General features: G+C 63.4%; 18 protein-coding genes. 12 read left to right on the top strand and 6 right to left on the bottom strand.

Translation table 11 applies throughout. The features are described 5' to 3' along the window. Positions 1 to 70: 70 nt before the first annotated feature. Both H156_RS0109390 and H156_RS0109385 read right to left on the bottom strand, forming a co-directional pair. Positions 71 to 1,300 carry an AmpG family muropeptide MFS transporter gene (locus H156_RS0109390; protein ID WP_010959681.1) on the bottom strand — a complete coding sequence of 410 codons (1,230 nt, stop codon included), beginning with the start codon at positions 1,298 to 1,300 and terminating at the stop codon, positions 71 to 73. Then, positions 1,284 to 2,057: an exodeoxyribonuclease III gene (locus H156_RS0109385; RefSeq protein WP_010959682.1), complete on the bottom strand. Its 774-nt coding sequence runs from the start codon at positions 2,055 to 2,057 to the stop codon at positions 1,284 to 1,286. The genes H156_RS0109390 and H156_RS0109385 overlap by 17 nt, the downstream gene beginning before the upstream one ends. Positions 2,058 to 2,171: 114 nt before the next feature. On the opposite strand from H156_RS0109385, the gene rpmE reads away from it, so the two are divergent. Beyond that, a complete protein-coding gene (gene rpmE / locus H156_RS0109380) occupies positions 2,172 to 2,375 on the top strand; it encodes a 50S ribosomal protein L31 (RefSeq protein ID WP_010959683.1) in 204 nt (67 codons plus the stop codon). 35 nt (positions 2,376 to 2,410) lie between these two features. Here the strand turns inward: rpmE and H156_RS0109375 are convergent, their stop codons facing one another. Both H156_RS0109375 and H156_RS0109370 read right to left on the bottom strand, forming a co-directional pair. Then, positions 2,411 to 3,022 carry a hypothetical protein gene (locus H156_RS0109375; protein ID WP_026045942.1) on the bottom strand — a complete coding sequence of 204 codons (612 nt, stop codon included), beginning with the start codon at positions 3,020 to 3,022 and terminating at the stop codon, positions 2,411 to 2,413. 15 nt (positions 3,023 to 3,037) lie between these two features. After that, the gene (locus tag H156_RS0109370; protein WP_238536856.1) at positions 3,038 to 5,485 is read right to left on the bottom strand and encodes a penicillin-binding protein 1A; all 2,448 of its coding nucleotides are present in this window, start codon (positions 5,483 to 5,485) and stop codon (positions 3,038 to 3,040) included. 310 nt (positions 5,486 to 5,795) lie between these two features. On the opposite strand from H156_RS0109370, the gene H156_RS0109365 reads away from it, so the two are divergent. From H156_RS0109365 to H156_RS0109325, 9 genes are all read left to right on the top strand, one after another. Beyond that, positions 5,796 to 6,857, top strand: a complete 1,062-nt coding sequence (locus tag H156_RS0109365) for a pilus assembly protein PilM (RefSeq protein WP_017365267.1) — start codon at positions 5,796 to 5,798, stop codon at positions 6,855 to 6,857. Next, entirely contained in the window at positions 6,857 to 7,462 is a 606-nt protein-coding gene (locus tag H156_RS0109360) for a PilN domain-containing protein (RefSeq protein ID WP_017365266.1), read from the top strand. The genes H156_RS0109365 and H156_RS0109360 overlap by 1 nt, the downstream gene beginning before the upstream one ends. Further along, complete coding sequence (locus tag H156_RS0109355; protein ID WP_017365265.1) at positions 7,459 to 8,097, top strand: type IV pilus inner membrane component PilO; 639 nt, start codon at positions 7,459 to 7,461, stop codon at positions 8,095 to 8,097. The genes H156_RS0109360 and H156_RS0109355 overlap by 4 nt, the downstream gene beginning before the upstream one ends. Next, a complete protein-coding gene (locus H156_RS0109350) occupies positions 8,097 to 8,639 on the top strand; it encodes a pilus assembly protein PilP (RefSeq protein WP_010959689.1) in 543 nt (180 codons plus the stop codon). Before H156_RS0109355 ends, H156_RS0109350 begins: the two co-directional genes overlap by 1 nt. 115 nt (positions 8,640 to 8,754) lie before the next feature. Beyond that, positions 8,755 to 10,815, top strand: a complete 2,061-nt coding sequence (locus H156_RS0109345; RefSeq protein ID WP_238536855.1) for a type IV pilus secretin PilQ — start codon at positions 8,755 to 8,757, stop codon at positions 10,813 to 10,815. A gap of 61 nt (positions 10,816 to 10,876) precedes the next feature. Further along, entirely contained in the window at positions 10,877 to 11,416 is a 540-nt protein-coding gene (aroK, locus tag H156_RS0109340; protein WP_010959691.1) for a shikimate kinase AroK, read from the top strand. Beyond that, on the top strand, positions 11,413 to 12,492 hold the full coding sequence (gene aroB, locus H156_RS0109335; RefSeq protein ID WP_017365263.1) for a 3-dehydroquinate synthase: 1,080 nt from the start codon (positions 11,413 to 11,415) through the stop codon (positions 12,490 to 12,492). The genes aroK and aroB overlap by 4 nt, the downstream gene beginning before the upstream one ends. A 27-nt stretch (positions 12,493 to 12,519) precedes the next feature. Then, complete coding sequence (gene hemE, locus H156_RS0109330) at positions 12,520 to 13,572, top strand: uroporphyrinogen decarboxylase (RefSeq protein ID WP_010959693.1); 1,053 nt, start codon at positions 12,520 to 12,522, stop codon at positions 13,570 to 13,572. Between the two features lie 4 nt (positions 13,573 to 13,576). After that, positions 13,577 to 14,146, top strand: a complete 570-nt coding sequence (locus H156_RS0109325) for an NUDIX domain-containing protein (RefSeq protein WP_010959694.1) — start codon at positions 13,577 to 13,579, stop codon at positions 14,144 to 14,146. Here the strand turns inward: H156_RS0109325 and H156_RS0109320 are convergent. Beyond that, positions 14,122 to 14,487, bottom strand: a complete 366-nt coding sequence (locus H156_RS0109320) for a DUF488 domain-containing protein (RefSeq protein WP_010959695.1) — start codon at positions 14,485 to 14,487, stop codon at positions 14,122 to 14,124. The genes H156_RS0109325 and H156_RS0109320 overlap by 25 nt on opposite strands. Further along, positions 14,484 to 18,179, bottom strand: coding sequence for an FAD-dependent oxidoreductase (locus H156_RS0109315; protein WP_017365262.1), 3,696 nt, complete (start codon positions 18,177 to 18,179; stop codon positions 14,484 to 14,486). Before H156_RS0109315 ends, H156_RS0109320 begins: the two co-directional genes overlap by 4 nt. Before the next feature lie 183 nt (positions 18,180 to 18,362). Between H156_RS0109315 and H156_RS0109310 the strand changes: the two genes are divergently transcribed. Both H156_RS0109310 and H156_RS0109305 read left to right on the top strand, forming a co-directional pair. Then, positions 18,363 to 18,704 carry a hypothetical protein gene (locus tag H156_RS0109310; protein ID WP_010959697.1) on the top strand — a complete coding sequence of 114 codons (342 nt, stop codon included), beginning with the start codon at positions 18,363 to 18,365 and terminating at the stop codon, positions 18,702 to 18,704. Next, complete coding sequence (locus tag H156_RS0109305; protein WP_017365260.1) at positions 18,701 to 20,467, top strand: putative bifunctional diguanylate cyclase/phosphodiesterase; 1,767 nt, start codon at positions 18,701 to 18,703, stop codon at positions 20,465 to 20,467. Before H156_RS0109310 ends, H156_RS0109305 begins: the two co-directional genes overlap by 4 nt. The last annotated feature ends 54 nt before the right edge of the window (positions 20,468 to 20,521 follow it).

Raw genomic sequence — 20,521 nt, 5'->3', positions numbered from 1 at the left:
GCCCGAGGCCCGGTTGCCGCAATGGGGAGGCATGGCCGGTCTGGAGCGGTTCCGGCCGGGGTAGGCGTTTTCAGTCGGCCAGCCAGGTCCGGAACCGGGGCAGCACCAGCAGTCCGGGAATGGCGAACAGGGCGCAGAGGATGAAGAAGTTCTGCCAGCCTACGGTCGTGGCCAGCCAGCCGGAGGGGGCGGCGGCGATCACGCGCGGCACGCCCATCAGGCTGGACAGCAGCGCATATTGGGTGGCGGTGAAGCGGCGGTCGGTCTGGTTGGCCATGAAGGCGACGAAGGCGGCCGTGCCCATGCCCGCGGACAGATTCTCGAAGCTGATCACCGCGGTCAGCGCCGGCAATTGCGGGCCGGTGTGCACCAGCACGGCGAAGGCGGCGGTGGAAAGGAGCTGCAGCAGGCCGAACTGCCACAGTGTGCGGTAGATGCCGTAGCGCAGGATCAGCGCGCCGCCGGCCAGGCCGCCGAGCACCGTGGCCCAGAAGCCGAACAGCTTGACCACCGCGCCGATCTCGGTCTTGCTGAAGCCCATTTCCAGATAGAACGGCGTGGTCATCTGCCCGGCCACGGTGTCGCCCAGCTTGTACAGAAGGATGAACAGCAGGATCCAAACGGCTTCGCTGCGCCGGAAAAATTCGACGAAAGGCAGCACCACCGCGTCCTTCAGGCTGTTCGGATGCGCTTCTCCGGCAGCGGCCTCCGGCAGCAGCAGGGTGACGAGCATCCCCGTTGCCATCAGCGCCGCCATCAGGCCATACATGTCGGAAAAACCGATCCAGTCGGCAAGGATCAGGCCGCCGCCCGAAGCCAGCAGCATTCCCAGGCGATAGCCGTTGACATAGAGCGAGGCGCCCAGGCCCTGTTCACGGTCGTGCAGGCTTTCCCGCCGGTAGGCATCGATCAGCGTGTCCTGCGAGGCGGAAAAGAAGGCGACGGCCAGCGCCAGTCCCGCCAGCACGAGGGCGGAAGCGCCGGGGCCGTAAACGGCGAGACTGCCGATCGACACCGCCAGCAGGAGCTGCGTCAGCAGCAGCCAGCCGCGCCGCCGCCCCAGCCGGGGCCAGTGGAAGCGGTCGAACACCGGCGCCCAAAGGAATTTCAGGGTATACGGCAGACCCACCAGGGCGAACAGGCCGATGGTGGTCAGATCGATACCGCGCTCCTCCATCCAGGCCAGCAATACCGATCCCGTCAGCAGCAGGGGCGCGCCACCATAGAAGCCCATGGCGAAGGCGGCCAGCATGCGGCCGCTCAGGATTCGGCGCGCGATCGGTTCAGAGGGTGAGGTCATAGTCGATGATGAGCGGGGCGTGATCGGAGAAGCGCTCTTCCTTGTAGATCGCCGCGGAGCGGATCAGCTCGCGCAGTCCCGGACTGACGACCTGGTAGTCGATGCGCCATCCCACGTTCTTGGCCCAGGCCTGCCCGCGGTTGGACCACCAGGTGTACTGCTCCGGTTCCGGATTGACCGCGCGGAAGGCATCGACCCAGCCCGCTTCCTCGAACACCCGGTCCAGCCAGGCGCGTTCCTCCGGCAGGAAACCGGAGTTTTTCTGATTCGAACGCCAGTTCTTCAGGTCGATGGGCTTGTGCGCGATGTTCCAGTCGCCGCAGAAAATGTATTGCCGGCCGGAGCGGGCGCAATCGTCCAGGAAGGGGAGGAAACGGTCGAGGAAACCGAATTTGACGGCCTGGCGCTGTTCACTGGATGAGCCGGACGGAATGTACAGCGACACCACACTCAACTCGCCGAAGCGGGCCTCCAGGTAACGAGCCTCCGTGTCCATGTCGTCCCAGCCCAGGCCCTGGATCACATCGTCGGGCTCCTTGCGAGCGTAGAGGGCCACGCCGCTGTAGCCTTTTTTCTCGGCTTCCAGGTAATAACAGGCATAGCTTTCCGGCCAGAACAGTTCGTCGTTGAGCTGGGTGGTCTGGGCTTTGATTTCCTGCAGACAGACGATGTCGGCGTTCTGCTTCGGCAGCCAGTCGAAGAAGCCCTTGCGCGCGGCCGAGCGGATGCCGTTCACGTTCAGCGTGATGATTCTCATGGGGAGACAGGGAATGGAGGGCGAGGGTTTCCGGGGTCGCGGCTTGCTGCGGTGGTCCGATTACAGTACCATGCCAGATTTCGTCCGTTCGAGCCCCTTGGAGTACCTCGTACCATGAAGCCAGACATTCATCCCGACTATACGACGGTGACCGTAAGCTGCAGTTGCGGAAACACCTTTGAAACCCGATCTACGATCGGCAAGGATTTCCACGTCGAAGTCTGCTCGGCCTGTCACCCATTCTATACGGGTAAGCAGAAGATCGTCGATACCGCGGGCCGCGTCGACAAATTCCGCCGCAAATACGGCCGCGGCTGACGAAGCGGGGGCGGCCGCCGCTGCTCGGGCGGGGCTCAGTCCGTCTCCCCGTTTTCCGTGCCGGCCGCTCTCCCGAGCAGGGTGCGCAGCTCCCGGATCGATGCCCCGCCCTCCCTGTTTCCCGCAGCGGCGGCCCGCCCGGCCGCCGTCGCCGGGAATATGCACAGCTCCATCGGCGTTTCGTCCACGTAGAACGAGAGGGCGGGGAGCGTCGCGTTCTCACCCCGGAGCCGGCATCGGCACGAGGTTTCGCGGAACGGCACATGGGCGTCGAGCAGTTTGCGCATGACTTCTTCCGGCGCATCGGCAAACACCTGCAGCGTGATCGAGCTGTGGCGGCCGGCGGTTCCGTCCAGTGCTGCGCCCGTGAGGCGCGGATCGAACTCCGCGAGGAACTCCATGGCCTCCAGAGCCAGAACGCGCTGTCGGTCCAGTTCGGCGCTCTGCATGGCCGGCCGGAACAGCCGGTTATACTCGATCAGGGCTGCGTCGACCTCATCCGGTTCCGGCAACTGACGTCGGTCGGTCTGGCCTAGCCGGGCGGCAGCCTTGTTCAGTGCCTGCTGAGGGTCGTCGATGCCTTGCTCGGCCATCAGCCGGGCAGCCGCCCAGGCCAGGTGAGAGCGTGTTTTCTGGCGGGTTCTCACTTTCCGTTCCCATCGTCAAAACAAGGATTCCATCGGCTTCGGCGTTTCCACGGGCTGCGCCGGTGGAGCCTCCCCGATTTCTTCCTCTTCGGGGGGGATGGATTCGGGGGCGCGCGCGCCCGAGGCATCGGACTGGGATGCCGGGGCGGCGACTTCGGGCTCCTCGGCGGCGGCATCGAAGCCGGGTTGGGGCGTCGGCCGCGGCACCAGTTCCACGATCCCGCCGGGGACGCTGGCGGGCAGCCGGTTTCCCGTCGCGGGGTCGATCCGTGCGGTCATGATCCCGGCAGGCTGGGGAAATTTGCGCTCGGGCACGTCGCGCAGCATCTCCTTCATGAACTCCATCCAGATGGGCAATGCAGTCTGTCCGCCGGTTTCCTTGTCGCCGAGCGTCTGGTACGAGTCGAATCCCACCCACGCCACCGTCACGAGACCGGGCACATAGCCATTGAACCAGGCGTCGCGGTACTGATTGGTGGTGCCGGTCTTGCCTGCCAGGTCTGATCGTCCGAGCTCCAATGCCTTGGTGGCGGTGCCCCGGCGAACCACATCCTGCAGCATGGAGTGCATCATGTAATGGACTTCTTCCGAGATGACCCGTTTCGCCCGGTTCGCCGTGGATTTGCCATCGGCGCAGTCCAGGCAGGCGATGGCCGGCGTGGCCTGATACAGCAGCCGACCGTTCTGGGTTTCGATGCGGCTGATGAGGTAGGGGTCGACCCGGTAGCCCCCGTTGGCGAACACGGCATAGACCTGGGCCATCCGGAGCGGGGAGGCGGTACCGGAACCCAGCGCCAGCGTGTACGAGCGGGGCAGTTCGTCCGGCGTGAAGCCGAATTTTTCTGCCAGCTCGATTACTTTGGGCAGACCGACGGCGCGCAAGAGTCGGATGGACACCATGTTGCGCGATTTGGCCAGGGCTTCCCGCAAAGGGGTGGGCCCTGCGTATTTCATCGAATAGTTGTGCGGCCGCCAGATCCCGCCAGGCGAGGCGGGGTCTGGGAAGGATACCGGTGAATCGTTGACCACGCTCGCCGGGGTGAACCCCGAATCCAGGGCGGCGGAATATACCACAGGTTTGAATCCCGACCCGGGCTGGCGTTGGCCCTGGCTGGCGCGGTTGAACTTGCTGAGCCGGTAGTCGAAGCCGCCGGCGACGGCGATGATGGCGCCGCTGTCGGCATCCAGCTCGACCAGCGCGCCCTGGACCTTGGGAATCTGGGTCAGCACCCAACGGCCGTCGGCGTTCTTGCGGATCCGGATCACGTCACCGGGCTTGAGTACCTCCTTGACCGAGCGGGGCGGCACCCCATGGGCATCCACGCTGATGAACGGTCTGGCCCAGCGGACGGCGTCGTAGGAGAGTTCGGGTTCGCCGTGATTTACGGTATAGAGACCCGCGGTCGTGTCGGTGGCGGTGAGTACCAACGCTGGCACGGTGTCGCCCGCGGGGCCTTGGTCTTCCAGTATCCGGTTCCACGCCGACTTGGCCTTCAGCTGTTTGAGATCGATGTGAACCTTGGCTTTGCGGTAGCCGTGCCTTTCGTCGTAGGCTCGCAAACCCGACTGCAGGGCCGACTCCGCCGTTCGTTGGGCATGGCTGTCGATGGTGGTGTAGACCGCGTAGCCACTCTCGTAGGCATCATCGCCGTATTGCTGATACATCTCGGCGCGTACCATCTCGGCGACGTAGGGGGCGTCCAGCTCGATGAGCCGGGTGTGGATGCGGGCGGTGATCGGCTCGTTCAGGGCTCTCTGGTAGACCTCGTCGGTGATGAAGCGTAGCTTGCGCATGCGTCGCAGTACGTAGTTGCGACGGGTCTGGGCCCGCTCGGGGTTGGCGACCGGGTTGAAGGCGGACGGTGCCTTGGGGAGTCCGGCGATCATCGCCATCTCGCCGAGGGTCAGTTCACCCACGTGTTTGCCGTAGTACACCTGGGCCGCGGCCTCGATGCCGTAGGCGTGCTGGCCGAAATAGATCTTGTTCAGGTAGAGCTCGAGAATCTGGTCTTTGGAGAGTTCCGAGTCGATCCGGATCGCCAGCATGATTTCCTTGATCTTGCGGAGAAAGGTCTTCTCGCTGCTCAGGAAGAAGTTGCGCGCGACCTGCATGGTGATCGTGCTGCCGCCCTGACGTTTTTCGCCGGTCCGGGCGAAGGTGAGCACGGCGCGCAGGATGCCTTGGTAATCCACTCCGACGTGGTCATAGAAGCGGTCGTCTTCGGCCGCAATGAACGCATGGATCAGGTCCTGGGGGACGCTGCCGATGGCGACGGGGCTGCGCTTCTTCTCGCCGAACTGCGCGATCAGCTTGCCGTCGCGGCTGTAGACCGACATGGGGATCTGATAGCGCACTTCTTTCAGTATCGCGATGTCCGGCAATTGCGGTTCGAGATGGCGGTACAGTCCGAACAGCCCCAGCGCGATGACCAGGATGGCGACCAGCAGGACTTCGAGTGTCATCAGCCAGTAACGGGGTCTTCTGGTCTTTCGGGAAAAAATTGCCACGACGTTGGTTTCGGCGATGGCGGTGAGATCCGCGGCTGCCCGACGGCTGTTCACCGGAGAGGATTTTGTAGGGGGAGCGTTTTTATATTAAGGTTTGCATGATACCCCAGTTGCCCGAAGGGAGCGAACCGCCACGGCGGGCTGCTTCGGCCGATCATTCCGTGTCTCCAGTGTTGGGGTATCTTTGAATTATCAATGATGTCGTTTTCCAGTAGCATGTTGCGGCTTTCCGAGCTCCGTTCCATTTTCCGGTGACATGTCAGCCATGTGGGGCTTAGGAAGGAAGAAACCGCTCCTGCTGGGGATCGACATCAGCGCGGCGGCGGTCAAGCTGCTCGAGCTGAGCAGAAAGAACGGCGGCTACCAGGTGGAAAGCTATGGCGTTGTGCCTTTGCCCCGCAACACGGTGGTCGACAACACCCTTGCCGAGCCGGACAACGTGTCGGCGGCGGTCCGGGCCGTGGTCAAACAGTCGGGGACCGCGCTCAGGCACGCGGTGGTCGCTGTGCCTGGCTCGGTGGTCATCACCAAGCGCATCGCCCTACCCGCCAACCTGGAGGGCGACGAACTCGAGGCGCAGATCGAACTGGAGGCGGACCAGTACATTCCTCACGCCAGGGAGGAAGTCAGCCTGGATTTCGAGGTGCTGGGGAAGAATCCGAAGAATCCCGATCTGCTGGATGTGCTGCTGGTGGCGACTCGCCGGGAGAACGTGGAAGACCGGGTCTCGGTACTGGAAAATGCCGGACTCGGCGTCGAGATCGTCGATGTCGAGTCCTATGCCATCGAACGCGCCTTCGAACTTGTCCGGGATCAGCTTCCACCGCTCCTCCGCGACCGGGCGGTTGCCGTAGCCGATGTGGGCGCCATGGCCACGACGCTCAACGTCATCCATGGCGGTTCCATCATCTACACGCGGGAACAGGGTTTCGGCGGCATGCAGCTCACCGACGAGATCCAGCGGCGCTACGGTTTGACCTACGAGGAAGCGGGGCTGGCGAAGAAGGAGGGGAGCCTTCCCGGCAACTATGCCGAAGAGGTGCTGGAGCCGTTCAAGCATGCCTTGGTTCAGCAGATCAGCCGATCGTTCCAGTTCTATCTGTCGTCCACTGCGCAGCGTGGTTTCGATGCGGTGGTGCTGGCCGGCGGCTGCGCCATGATTCCGGGGATAGACCGTTACGTCGAGGCGGCGTTGCAGGTTCCCACCGTGATTGCCAATCCCTTCCGTCACATGAGTTTTTCGGGAAGGGTGCGGCAGGAGCGCCTGAGTTACGATTCATCCGCCCTGATGCTGGCATGCGGCCTGGCACTGCGGAGTTTCGACTGATGGCGCGCATCAACCTCCTGCCCTGGCGCGCTGCGCTCAGGCGCGAACGGCAGAAGGAATTCGCCCTCTGGACCGGGCTCGGTCTCGCCCTGACCGCGGCGATGATGCTGCTGATACGGACCCAGATCAGTGCCGCCATGGATACCCAGAATCGGCGGAATCAGTATCTCGAGGGCGAGATAGGGGCGCTGGAGCGCCAGATCGCGGAAATCAGGGACCTGGAAGCCAAGAAGAGCCGGCTGGTGGCCAAGATGGAAATCATCCAGCAACTGCAGTTGAGCCGGCCGGAAGAAGTGCATCTGTTCGACGAAATCGCGCGGACGGTGCCGGAAGGTGTCAGCCTGCGGGACTTGACCCAGGAGGAGCGCGCCATCACGGTCAACGGCTTCGCCCAGTCCAATGCCCGGGTTTCCGCCTACATGCGCAATCTGGAAGGATCGGAGTGGTTGTACGATCCGGTCCTGGAGGTCATCGAAAACAAGCAGGATGCACAGGGAAGGGGCAAGGAACGGGAGAAGGGTAGCCGGTTCACCCTGCGAATGAAACAGGGTCCCAGGGGCCGGACCGGCGAAGAGTCGCTGCCAGGGGGCAAGGCGGCGCCGTGAACCTCGCGAAGATCAACTGGGACCTCGAGTATGCCGGGTCCTGGCCGACGCCGGTCAAACTCGCCGTCATCGCCGTGCTGAGCACCGTGCTTGCCAGTGTCTGGTACTACCTCGACACCCGTACCCAGTTGGCCGGACTGGAGGATCAGCAGCGCCGGGAGCAGGAGCTCAAGGAAACCTTCGAGATCAAACAGAAAAAGGCGGTCAACCTCGAAGAATACAAGCTGCAACTTGCGGACATCGAGAAGACCTTCGGTGACCTGCTGCGGCAGCTTCCCGACCGCACCCAGGTGCCCGATCTGCTGGTGGACGTTTCCCAGACCGGTCTGGCAAGCGGCCTCGAGTTCGAGCTGTTCAAGCCGGGCGGGGAGGTTTCCAAGGAATTCTATGCCGAACTGCCGATCGAGATCCGGGTGGTCGGAACCTACATGGAGTTCGGAGCCTTCGTAAGCGGCCTGGCGTCGCTTCCCCGGATCGTGACCGTCCACAACGTGAAGATCGTTTCGCGTTCCGCCGATGGAGCAGGACCCAAGCCCGGCGAGGCCGAACTGGTCATGACGGCGCTGGTGAAGACTTATCGCTACCTCGACGACGGCGCCGTACCGTCCTCCCCGGCTGACCGCGGGCGACGCTGATGATGGTTCGTGCGAAGTACGCATGGGCGCCGGCGGTGCTGGTTTGCTTGTCCGGTTGCGCCGAGGACGAATTGGCCGACCTCAGGAGCTATGTGGCCGACGTCAAGGCGCGCCAGAAAATCACTATCGAGCCGCTGCCGGAAATCAGAACGGTATCGCCATTCCTGTTCAACCCGGCCGGTTTGCATGATCCTTTCAAATCCATCGAAAAGCCCGACGATGCCGGGACAGCGGCGGCCGACAACGGGATTCGCCCGGACTTGTCCCGCCAGAAGGAGCAGCTCGAGAGTTACGAGTTGGATACCTTGAGAATGGTCGGGACGGTCCGGATGTCCGGAATCATGTGGGCGCTGGTGCGGGCCGCCGACGGCACGATACACCGGGTCCGGACCGGTAACCACATGGGCAGGAATTTCGGCAGGATCACCCGCATCAGCGAAAACGGGGTGGAGCTGGTCGAAATCGTTCCGGATGCACAGGGCGGATGGCTCGAGCGCATCACCACGATGACGCTGATCGAAGCCGGTGGTGACAAAAAATGAAGAGGGCCGAGTGAGACGGTTTGTTATTCGATATGTTGGGAGCGGCAGAGTCCCGCCTTGCTGGATTGCGGGCATCTTCGCCCTATGCTGGGGTGGGGTGGCTCTGGCGGGCGGAGTGGCGTTGCAGTCCGTCGATTTCACGGCCCTGCCCAGCGAGAATTTCCAGCTTCGCCTGGGTTTCGACGGACCCGTGCCGGAACCCCGGTCTTTCACCACGGAACATCCCGCACGGATCGCGTTGGATCTGGCCGGTGTCCGAAGCGATCTGGACAAGAAGCCGATTCCGGTGCACCAGGCCGGCGTCGAAACGGTCCAGGCCATCGCGGCCGGCGGCAGGACACGGGTGATCCTGAATCTGGCCACTGCGGTTCCTTATACCACCCGCGTTGCCGGGCGCTTCCTGTATGTGACCCTGCAGAGTGGGAAGGCCGGGAGCCGGGCCGACGATTCGGCTTCGGCGCCGGTCGTCGTGACCGAACGGCCCGTGGCCGGGGGACCACAGGTCGAGAGCATCGATTTCCGGCGCGGCGAGAAGGGCGAAGGGAGGTTGCTGGTCACGCTGAGTGATCCGAATTCCCTCATCAATCTCCGCGAAGAAGGGCGCAGCGTCGTCGCCGACCTCCCCGGCACCAGCCTGCCGGGCCGGTTGGCGCGCAGGTTGGAAGTGATCGATTTCGCCACCCCGGTGAAATGGGTCGAGGCGATGCCCGTCGGCCGGGGTACGAGACTGCTGATTACGCCGGTGTCGGACGAATACGATTACTCTTCCTATCAGTCCGGCAAACTGCTCACCGTCGAACTGCGCCCCCTGAGCCGTGCGGAAAAAGAGGAGGCCAAGAAGCGGCGGCTCGTGTTCACCGGGGAGCGTCTTTCCCTGAACTTTCAGGACATCCCGGTGCGGAACGTCCTGCAGATTCTGGCGGACTTCACCAATCTGAACATCGTGGCCTCGGACTCCGTGCAGGGCAGCGTCACCTTGAGACTCAACGAGGTTCCCTGGGACGAGGCCCTGGACTTGGTGCTCAAGGCCAAAGGGCTGGGCAAGCGGCAAGAGGCGAACAGCAACGTCATCCGTGTGGCTCCGCTGGATGAGATCAACCGGAGCGAGCGCGACGAACTGGAGGCGTTGAAAGTCGTCGAGGACCTGGAGCCGCTGCGCACCGAGATCATCCAGATCAACTACACCAAGGCCGACGACATCAAGAAGGTCATCATGGGCACGACCGAAAAGGCGGAAAAAGCCATCACCCGGCCGGAAGCCCTGACCGGTGGACCGGGTGTGACGTCGACGGAGGCCTACGACGTCACCCAGTCGATCCTTTCGAGTCGCGGCAACGTGACCACCGATCCGCGCACCAACCAACTCATCGTCCAGGATACCCCGAGGAACCTCGAACGTATCCGCGACCTGGTGCGGCAGCTCGACAAGCCGGTGCGGCAGGTGATGATCGAGTCACGGGTGGTCATCGCCAACGTGGATTTCCTGCGCGAGCTGGGGGCAAAGCTGGATTTCCGGCCTAAAAACCTGACCGCCGCCGAGCGCCTGAATCCCACCGGAAGCATGGCGGACTTGGGGGTCGATCTGGCCAAGCTCACCACGCTTTCGCCCTACGGCACGGCGCAATACGTGGTTTCCATGGGCGATTACCTGCTGGATCTCGAACTGTCGGCAGCCCAAAAGGAGGGCCGTGGCGAAATCGTCGCCAATCCCCGGGTACTCACCGCCGACCAGTCCAAGGCCAAGATCATGCAGGGCGTGGAGCTGCCTTACCAGATTACCCAGCAGGGTACCGGTGGCGGCATTCCTGTGCAGAACGTGGCGTTCAAGCCCGCCGTGCTGGAACTCGATGTGACACCGCACATCACGCCGGACGACCATATCCTGATGGATCTCATGGTCAAGAAGGATGACAAGGGCGAACTCGCGCCCAATGGCAATTTCGCCATCGAAAAACGTGAAATCGACACCGTGGCGCAGGTGGCCAACGGCGAAACGGTTGTGCTCGGCGGCGTATACGAAGGCACGCGCCGCAACAACACCGACAAGGTGCCGTTTTTCGGCGATCTTCCCGGCATCGGTTTCATGTTCCGGCGCAACGCGGTCGAGGACAGGAAGAAGGAACTCCTCATCTTCATCACGCCGAAGATCGTCAAGCAGACGAGCATGACTCCCTGAGACCGCCGGGATGGGGGGCGGCGCGTGTTATCATTCTCCGCTTCAGTTGGGGCGGGAAACGATGCGAAACCGTCGAAACATCTTCCTGATCGGCCCGATGGGAGCGGGCAAGACCACCGTGGGACGTCTGCTCGCCCGTGCCCTGGGGATGGAGTTCTGGGACAGCGACAAGGAAATCGAACGCCGGACCGGCGTCACGGTGCCGATGATTTTCGAATACGAGGGCGAGGCCGGATTCCGGCGCCGCGAATCGGAAGTCATCGCCGATCTCACGGGCAAGGAAAGGATCGTGCTGGCCACCGGCGGCGGTTCGGTGCTGGCAGCGGAGAACCGGGAGCATCTGGCGGCACGGGGGCTGGTAATTTACCTGCAGTGTTCGGTCCAGAAGCAGTTGGAGAGGACGCACAAGGACATGAACCGGCCCTTGTTGCAGACGGAGAATCCCAGGCAAAGGCTGGAAGAACTGCTGCGGGTGAGGGATCCCATCTACCGCGAGCTTGCCGACTACGTCGTCGATACCGGCCAGCATTCGAGCCGCAGTGCCGTGCGCCGGATCATCAACGCCTACGAGAAATCCGGAACCAGACTGCGGACGGAATGAAAACCTTACACGTCGAGCTGGGGGAGCGCAGCTACCCCATTTATATAGGACGGGGCCTGCTGGGCCATCCCGACCTGATACAGGCCCATCTGCCGGGCGGGCAGGTCCTGGTGGTGACCAACGAAGTGGTGGCGCCGCTGTACCTCGACCGCATGCTTGCATCCCTGGCCGGCAAGGACACGGGCAGTGTCGTGCTTCCCGACGGCGAGGCCCACAAGACCCTGGACTCGGCGATGGCCGTGTTCGATGCCTTGCTGGCCCGGCGTTTCGGCCGCAACGCCGCCATCGTGGCGCTCGGCGGCGGGGTGATCGGCGATCTGGCCGGTTTCGCGGCAGCCTGCTATCAGCGCGGCGTGCCTTTCATCCAGGTGCCCACCACCCTGTTGTCTCAGGTCGACTCCTCGGTGGGAGGCAAGACCGCGGTCAACCATCCGCGCGGCAAGAACATGATCGGCGCCTTCTACCAGCCGCGCTGCGTTCTGGCCGACACCGACACTCTGGATACGTTGCCCGACCGCGAACTGAGCGCGGGTCTGGCCGAGGTCATCAAGTACGGCTTCATCCGTGACCCGGAATTCCTGGCCTGGCTCGAAGCGAACGTCGAGCGCTTGCTGCAGCGCGATCCCGAAGCGCTCGCCTATGCCATCGAGCGGTCCTGCATCAACAAGGCGGAAATCGTGGCGGAAGACGAGACCGAAACCGGGGTGCGGGCGACGCTGAACCTGGGGCACACTTTCGGCCACGCCATCGAAACCGGCATGGGCTATGGTGTATGTCTGCACGGCGAAGCGGTGGCGATCGGTATGTGCCAGGCGGCCGATCTGTCCCGTCGCCTGGGCTGGATCGGTGACGACGAGGTGGCGAGGGTGATCCGCCTGCTGGAGCGGGCGCGGCTGCCGGTCGTCCCGCCGCGCGAGTTGGATGCGGACGCCTTTCTCGAACACATGGCGGTCGACAAGAAGAACGTCGACGGCGGTCTGCGACTGGTTCTGCTCAAATCCCTGGGTGAGGCGACCCTGCCGGTGGCCGTGGACGCCGGACTGTTACGGGCCACATTGGAATGCTACGGCCGCTGAGGCCATCGAACCGACGAAGGACATGCCATGACTCATTGTTTCATTCGCGCCCTGCTGCGCCAGCCGGTCGAACGGACGCCGGTCTGGATGATGCGCCAGGCGGGCCGTTACCTGCCGGAATACCGCGAGGTCCGGGAGCGGGCCGGCAGCTTCATGAATCTCTGCACCTCCCCCGAACTCGCCTGCGAAGTGACTTTGCAGCCGCTGGAGCGCTACCGGCTGGATGCGGCGATCCTGTTCTCCGACATTCTGACCGTACCTGACGCCATGGGGCTGGGTCTGGAATTCGTCGAGGGCGAGGGACCGAGGTTCCGCAACCCGATCCGGGGGGCTGCGGACATCCACCGGCTGGGTGTGCCGGATCCGGAAGCGGAGCTGGCCTACGTGCCGGCCGCGGTGCGGCTGATCAAGCAGCGCCTGGGTGATCGGGCCCCGTTGATCGGGTTCTCGGGCAGTCCCTGGACCCTGGCGACCTATATGGTGGAAGGGGGCAGCAGCCGGGAGTTCCGCAAGGTCAAATGCCTCATGTACGAGGAGCCGGCGCTGATGCACGAACTGCTGGAAAAGCTTGCTGATGCGGTCGCCTTGTATCTGAACGCCCAGATCGCGGCCGGCGTCGATGCCGTGATGGTGTTCGACACCTGGGGGGGCAATCTGGATACGGAGCACTATCTGGCATTTTCGCTGCGCTACGCCGAGCGCGTGCGCCAGCAGCTCCGGCTGACCGGGCGGGGCCGCATCCCCGCGATCTTCTTCACCAAGGGCGGCGGGCAATGGCTGGAGGCGATGGCGGACGCCGGTTATGACGCGCTCGGTCTGGACTGGACCACGGACATCGGTTCGGCGAGACAGAGGGTCGGCGACAGGGTGGCTTTGCAGGGCAACCTCGATCCGGTGGCGCTCTATGCCAGACCCGAAATCATTCGCGGGGAAGTCCGGAAGATCCTGGAGCGTTACGGTAGGGGTAGCGGCCATGTGTTCAACCTCGGCCATGGGGTCACGCCCGACATCAAGCCCGAGCATGTGGGCGCGATGATCGAGGCGGTGCACGAATTCAGCCCGGCGTTCCACCGGACTTGATCCTGTGGCGGAGCCGAATCCCTGGCGCCTGCTGAGCCGGCGGGAGATCTACGACAACCCCTGGATCCACGTGGATGAGGACAGGGTCGTCAACCCCGGCGGCGGCATCAGCCTGTACGGTCGCATCCACTTCAAGAACCGGGCGATCGGTATCATCCCCCTCGACGGCCGGGGCAATACCTGGCTGATCGGCCAGTATCGTTATGTACCCGATGCCTGGTCTTGGGAGATCCCGATGGGTGGTTCGCCCGAAGGTGAACCCATCCTGGAGTCGGCCCGGCGCGAGCTGAAGGAGGAAACCGGTCTCAGCGCCGCCTCCTGGACGCTCCTCATGCGACTCCACACCTCGAATTCCGTCACCGACGAGGAAGGCTTCGTGTTCGTCGCGGAAGACCTGGAGGAAGGCGAGCCGGAATTCGAGGAAACCGAAGACCTGCGTATCTGGAAGCTTCCGCTGGCCGATGCTGTCGCCATGGTGATCTCCGGGGAGATCACCGATGCCATCAGCGTCGCCGGTCTGTTGCGCCTGGCTTTGGAGCGCGCCTCGAATCAGGTCGGATCCGGATTCAAGTGACGTTCCAGGTAGTCTCGCAGGGCGACGGCGCTGCTGCATTCGCCATTGCGGGCACTGTAGAGCAGCGTCACGGTACCGCGGCTGCAGGCTTCCAGCAGGAGGGTCAGCGCTGCCGGCGCGCGGTCCAGTTCGGCAAGGTAGCGCTGCCTGAATTCCCCCCATTTGCGGGGATCGTGGCCGTACCAGCGTCGTAGTTCCTTGCTGGGCGCGATGTCTTTCAGCCAGCCATCCAGCGCCAACGCCTGCCGAGAGATGCCGCGCGGCCAGAGCCGTTCCACCAGGAAACGCTCGCCGTCTTCCGGGGAACTCGGTTCGTAGACCCTTTTCAGCCGGATGGTCACGGCCGCGTCAACAGCCAGTCCAGCCAGAGCGCCGACAGCTTCTCCTGCACCGAATTCTGCCGCAGCCGGGCCTGGAGATTCGGGAAATCGACGCGATCCAGTTCCTGGTCCTGGTTGTAGCAGGAATACACGAAATACTCGCGTCCCGTTTCCGGATCCACGTGTTTGCACAGGCACTGGGCGCACACCCCTTTCATCATGCACTGCATCGGTGAGTTGATCGAGCCGATGGCGGCATGGTGCGGTTTGAGGTAAGGCGCCAGCAGGCCGTGGCGGGCATGCTTCACCGCTTCCATCATGCGGTCCGAGCCGATCACGATCATGTGGTCCACGTCGTCGAGATGGATGGGGGTGGGGCCCAGTTCGCCCTTGGCATAGGCCAGCATGGCCTCGACGATGTTGCCCATGAAGGACTTGTCGTCGGGGCGGGTGATCGGAATGGGGGTGTTGCCCTCGCGTTTGTCCACCGTCCAGACCAGCAGATCCGATGCCGCTTCGAGTTCTTCGGCCTTGAAGACGTCCGCGCTGTTGCGGTAGCCGGCGAAGTAGATCACCTGGTTGCCGGCGCTACGCAACGCCTTGCCGATCGAAAACAGCACCGCGTTGCCCAGGCCTCCGCCGACGAGGGCAACGGTCTGGCCCGAGGGGATTTCGGTCGGTGCGCCGGTGACGCCCATCACCACCAGCGGATCACCGGGTTTCCACTGCGCACACAGCCTGGAAGAGCTGCCCATTTCCAGCGCGATCAGCGAGATCAGGCCGTTGTCCTTGTCCACCCAGGCGCCGGTGAGCGCGATGCCCTCGGTGGCGAGTACCGTGCCTTCCACCACCGGGGCCAGCGCCTCGTAGTTCTGCACCCGGTAGAACTGGCCGGGCTGGAAGTGTTTGGCGGCGGCCGGAGCGCGGACGACCACTTCGATGATGGTCGGCGTCAGCCGGTTCACCGCTACGATGCGAGCGGTCAAGGCGTCGTCGATGACCGCCTGGAAGGCCTGCAGGTTCCGGTCGCGGTGGGACTGTTCGGCAGGATCGAGCCGCTTCAGCTCCTGTTCGAACAGGCGGACGATGTAGGGGTACCCGTCTTTGGCGCTGGCCATGGCTTTGACCACGTTGCCGGCATAGACCGGATGGTTGTCGCCGTAGAAAGTGATGAACTTGCCGCCTCGGTGATAGGAGGTGAAGGGGGCCGGCTTGCCGATCTTGGGCCATGGTTCGTCCCGTACCGGCACCAGACCGGGCGTCTCACCCACCCATTCGGGCTCGTGACGCCTGTAGAACTTGTGATCCATCTCGAAGGTTTCCGGATGCTCGGATTCGTAGATGGTGTTGGGCGAGGTGCCGGCGGCGATGAAGAGGCTCCGCAGCGGGATCTCGATTTCTCCGGCGGGTTGCCAGCGGCCTTCCCGTTCTTCCAGCTTTTCGAAGCGCACCGCCTTGAGATGGCCGTGCTCGTCTTCCAGCGCGACCAACGGATTCAAGCCTTCCGCCAGCACGATGCCTTCGTCCATGGCTTCCCTGATTTCCTCGTGGTTCTGGCGGTAAGCCGGCGAGTCCTCGATGCCCTTGCGGTAGAACAAGGTGGCTCCCCCCCATTGGTTCAGCAGCGGCAGGAAATCTGGCGTCTCGCCTGCGGCTTCGGCGCGCCGTCGCTCGGCCTGGATGGCCCGGCCGTGCGCCAGGAATTCATCGAGTATCCCGAGTTCCTCGGCGTCGTAGCGGGCCCGTATGGCCGACTCGCCATGGGCCGCACAGAGCTTTTCGTAGCGGTGCAGGATCTTCTCGACCTGGACCGGATAGTAGGCCAGCAATTCGGTGGCGGTGTCGATGGCGGTGAGTCCGCCACCGATGACACCGGCCGGCAGTCGGATCTGCAGGTTCGCCAGCGAGGATTCCTTGGCCGCGCCGGTGAGCTGCAGAGCCATGAGGAAATCGGAGGCCTTGCGGATGCCCCGGATCAGGTTGTTTTTCAGCTCGATCAGGGTGGGCTTCCCGGCGCCCGAGGCGATGGCGATGTGGTCGAAGCCCAAGTCCCAGGCCTCGTTGATCGTGATCGCCCCGCCGAAGCGCACGCCGCCGTAGCAGCGGAAGGTCTTGCGCCGAAGCAAGTTCAGGTAGATGACCTTGAGGAAGTTCTTGTCCCAGCGCACCGTGATGCCGTATTCGGCCACACCGCCGAAGCCGAGCATGATGCGCCGGTCCAGTCTTTCGTAGAGAGCGCCGAAGTCGCGGATCGGCTGGGGCGGATGGTGCTCGTCGCCGACCAGCTCGGCCGGCAGCGGCTCGATCTTGAGTCCATCGATGCCCACCACGCCGAAGCCTTCGTTCAACAGATAATGCGAGAGGGTGTAGCCGGCCGGTCCCATACCGGCCACCAGCACGTTCTTGCCATTGTAGGGCAGGGCGTAAGGGCGCTTGACATTGAGCGGATTCCAGCGCGTCAGCAGGCTGTAGATCTCGAAGCCATAGGGCATGAACAATACGTCGGTGAGGACGTTGGTCTCGATCTGCGGAATGTTGACCGGCTCGGTCTTCTGGTAGATACAGCCTTTCATGCAGTCGTTGCAGATGCGGTGGCCGGTGCCCGGACAGAGCGGGTTGTCCACCGTGATCAGCGCGAGGGCTGCGATGTTGTCGCCCTGGCGTTTGAGCCAGTGCATCTCGGAAATCTTTTCCTCCAGGGGGCAACCGGTGATGGGTACGCCCAGCGGGTTGGTCTTGAAGCCGCCGTCCTTCTTGTTGCGCATGCCCTTGGAGCAGGAGTCGGCGTCGCGGTCGTGGCAGTAGATGCAGTGATCGACCTCATACAGGACCCGGCGCTCCGGGAAGCGCGGATCGGTCAGGGCGAAACCGTCGCGGCGGCGGTGGTGGCCGGGTTCGGCGGCCCAGACGTCGTAGCCATCGCGGTGTTCCACGACGTGGTGGACCAGGTGCCGGAAGTCGGTTTTGGCTGGAACCTTGAAGCTCACCCAATCCTTGACCTGAGATCCGAGCCGGTCATCGCAGCTGGCGGCGAAGCACCAGCGCTCGAACTCCGCGAACAGACCGGCGGCGAAATCGGCATCACCCAGTGATATCGCATCCTTCCACAAGGCGGCCCGCGGATGGGCGCCGAGCTGGGCACGAAGTTTGGCGGTGCGGGCTTCAGGGTCGGAGAGCGGGCCGCCGCCCGGCTGTTTCGCCTCCTCCTCGTAGTGCCTGTGCAGATTCTGCAATGCCAGGCCGACCCTGGCCACCGCCGCCTCGCGGTCCGTGGTCGCATATTCCGGCGCGAAGGCTTCGACGAGAACGTCGATCTTCGCCCCCAGTGCCGCCATATCCCAGTCTTCGATGGAGACCTTCTTGAAGCGGCTCGGCAGCTTCGCCACGATTTCCGAGCGGAAGGTGAAGATCGTGGCGAAGCTGTCCCGAATCTCGGCCATCTGCCGTTCGCGCTCCGTCTCCACGCCGAACAGGCGGGCGACGAACTCACCCACGAGCGGAGCCATCTTGACAAGAAGCTCCGAGACGGCTTCGGGCGCCATGTTCGTGCCGTTCGAGGCGCGGTAGTCCCGGAATGTCGCGAACAGCTCGGGGTCGTGTTGCAGGGTCCAGTCGTCGAACGTCTGGAGCAGAAGCCGAAGCTTTTCGGGTTCGTGGAGATCGGGGTAGCGGAGACCGGCTATGCCGAGGCCGTGCATGGCGTCGTCGTTCATCGAGAGTGTCCCTGGAGAAAAATGTCAATACAATAACGTGTTGGAGGCCGTACCGCCTAGGGGCCGCGGATCGGAAGCCTTCGGCCAGCCCTTCGCCGTGGAGTTCTTTATAGAGAGATGTTCCTCTACCGCTGCGGAGAATTTCAATGCGTCCGATTCGTTCTTTTCAAAGGAGATGAATCGATGAGCTCTGACCGTAATTTCAAACACTTGCTCCGGGTCCGGGTCAAGGAATTCAACATACCCCCGATTTCCGACGGCGTCGTGCTCGGCCGCGAGGCGCCGATCGGTTGCGCGGCCTTCCGGAAGGCCCTGGAACTTTTGGTGGTAGCGCCCTTCGAACATATCCAGCTGGACGACGATGTGATCAGCGACATTCTAGTCCGGCGCGCTTTCTTGCGCCGTGTTCCCCGGGAATATCTGGTCCAGTTCGTGCTCCAGCGGATCAAGCCCCTGATGGGATCGGAGGAGATCATGCAACTGGATCTCAACGCTGAAATTCTGATCGAGGATGAAGCCCTGTGACTCTCGTCCGTGCCCGCGATGCTTTGTGCGACAGCAGGATCGTCGTGCGCGTCGAGGCCGACGCCCGTCCGCCGCGAGACCGCCGGAGTCCGGCGATTTACGCGGTTTTCCACACGGATGAACCGGACGGTAGCCGATTTCTGGGGCTCGTCACCGAACACCAGATCGCACGCTTTCCCCAGCGGATTTTCGCCGACCTGATCGATCCGCGGGTGCCGCCGCCGGTCGCGTCTGATACGCCGCTCGAGCAGTTGATCCACGCCGTGGGCGAACGGGGCCAGACCCTGGGCATGCCGCTGGCGGTGCTCGAGCGTGACGGTTCGTTCCTCGGGGTGCTGACGCCCCACAGCATCGTCGAAGTGCTGCTCGAGCGTGAGCGGCGGTTGCTGGAGGATGCCAGGAAAATCAATGCGGAAATCCGGCGGGAAGCCGATAAGGCGATCGAACAGCTCGATATCAAGGCGCATTATGACACCGTGACCGGTCTGCCCAACCGGCAGTTGTTCTGCGACCGCCTGCTGCAGGCGTTGGCTGCGCATGAACGGGATGGCAATCCGGTCGTCCTCCTGTTCCTGGATGTCGACAATTTCAAGTCCATCAACGACAGCCTCGGCCATCTCGTCGGAGACAGGCTGCTGAGGGCGACGGCGGAAAGAATCAGGACCGCGGTTCGCGACGGCGATACCGTGGCGCGGATCGGGGGTGACGAATTCACCATCCTCCTGAACGGAGCGAAAGACACGCTCAACGGCGCCCTCGTGGCGCAAAAGATTCTCGATGGGCTGGCGCAACCTTTCGTATTCGGCGCGCAGCAGATCGTCATCAGCGTCAGCATCGGTATCGCCGTGTCCCCGGCCGATGGCGAGACGATGGAGCAGCTGTTGCGTAATGCCGATACCGCCATGTATCACGCCAAGTCGCGGGGTAAGAACAATTACCAGTTCTTCTCGCCGGAACTGAACGTCCAGGCCTACCGGCGGCAGGAAATCGAAAGGAACCTCCGCTGCGCCCTGCTCCAGGGCGAACTCGGCCTGAGCTATGCGCCCCGGGTGGATTTGCGCAGCGGCAGGATCGTCGCCCTGGAGGTGTGTCCCTTCTGGCTCAGTTCCGAGCTGGGAGACGTGCCGCCGGACGACTTCGTTCCCGTGGCGGAGGAAACCGGTCTCATCGTGCAGATCGGTATCTGGGCTTTTCGCACCGCCTGCGCTCATGCGGCGGTGTGGCGGACGCAAGGACTCGACGACCGCTGTCTCTCTTTCCGGTTGTCGCAGCGGGAACTGGATGATCCCCAGTTCGGCGATAGGATCATGAGTTTGCTGGATGGCTGTGGTCTGGAACCGGAGAACCTGCAGTTCGAACTCTCGGAGCGCATGCTGATGACGCATGCCGCACACACCCTCGCCGTGCTGCAGGAACTCAGCAACCGGGGCATCCGCTTCTCGGTGGGGGACTTCGGCACGGGCAATGCGTCCTTGCGGCGGCTGCGGCGGTTTCCGATCGATGAACTCAAGATCGATCTGTCATCCGTCCGGGACATCGAGCCGGATTCGGACGATGCCGCCGTCATCACCGCGATGATTGCCATGGCCAAGAGTCTGCGGATGGACGTCGTCGCCGTCGGCGTGGAAACCCCGGAGCACGTGGCATTCCTGCTTGAGCGCGGGTGTCGTCACGGGCAGGGCCGTCTGATCGGGGCGCCGCTGCCACCGGAGAGGATCGCCGCCCTGCTGGCAGGGGATGCGGTCGACTTGTTCGTCGCCTGAAAAATAGGGCGTTTTTCGCTCGGGAGACGAAAAACGCCCGGCGGATACCGTCCG

The organism is Methylococcus capsulatus str. Texas = ATCC 19069 (assembly GCF_000424685.1).
Taxonomy (GTDB): Bacteria; Pseudomonadota; Gammaproteobacteria; order Methylococcales; family Methylococcaceae; genus Methylococcus; species Methylococcus capsulatus.
The sequence above is the reverse complement of the archived record's forward strand: the minus strand, read 5'-3'. Positions and strand labels throughout refer to the sequence as shown.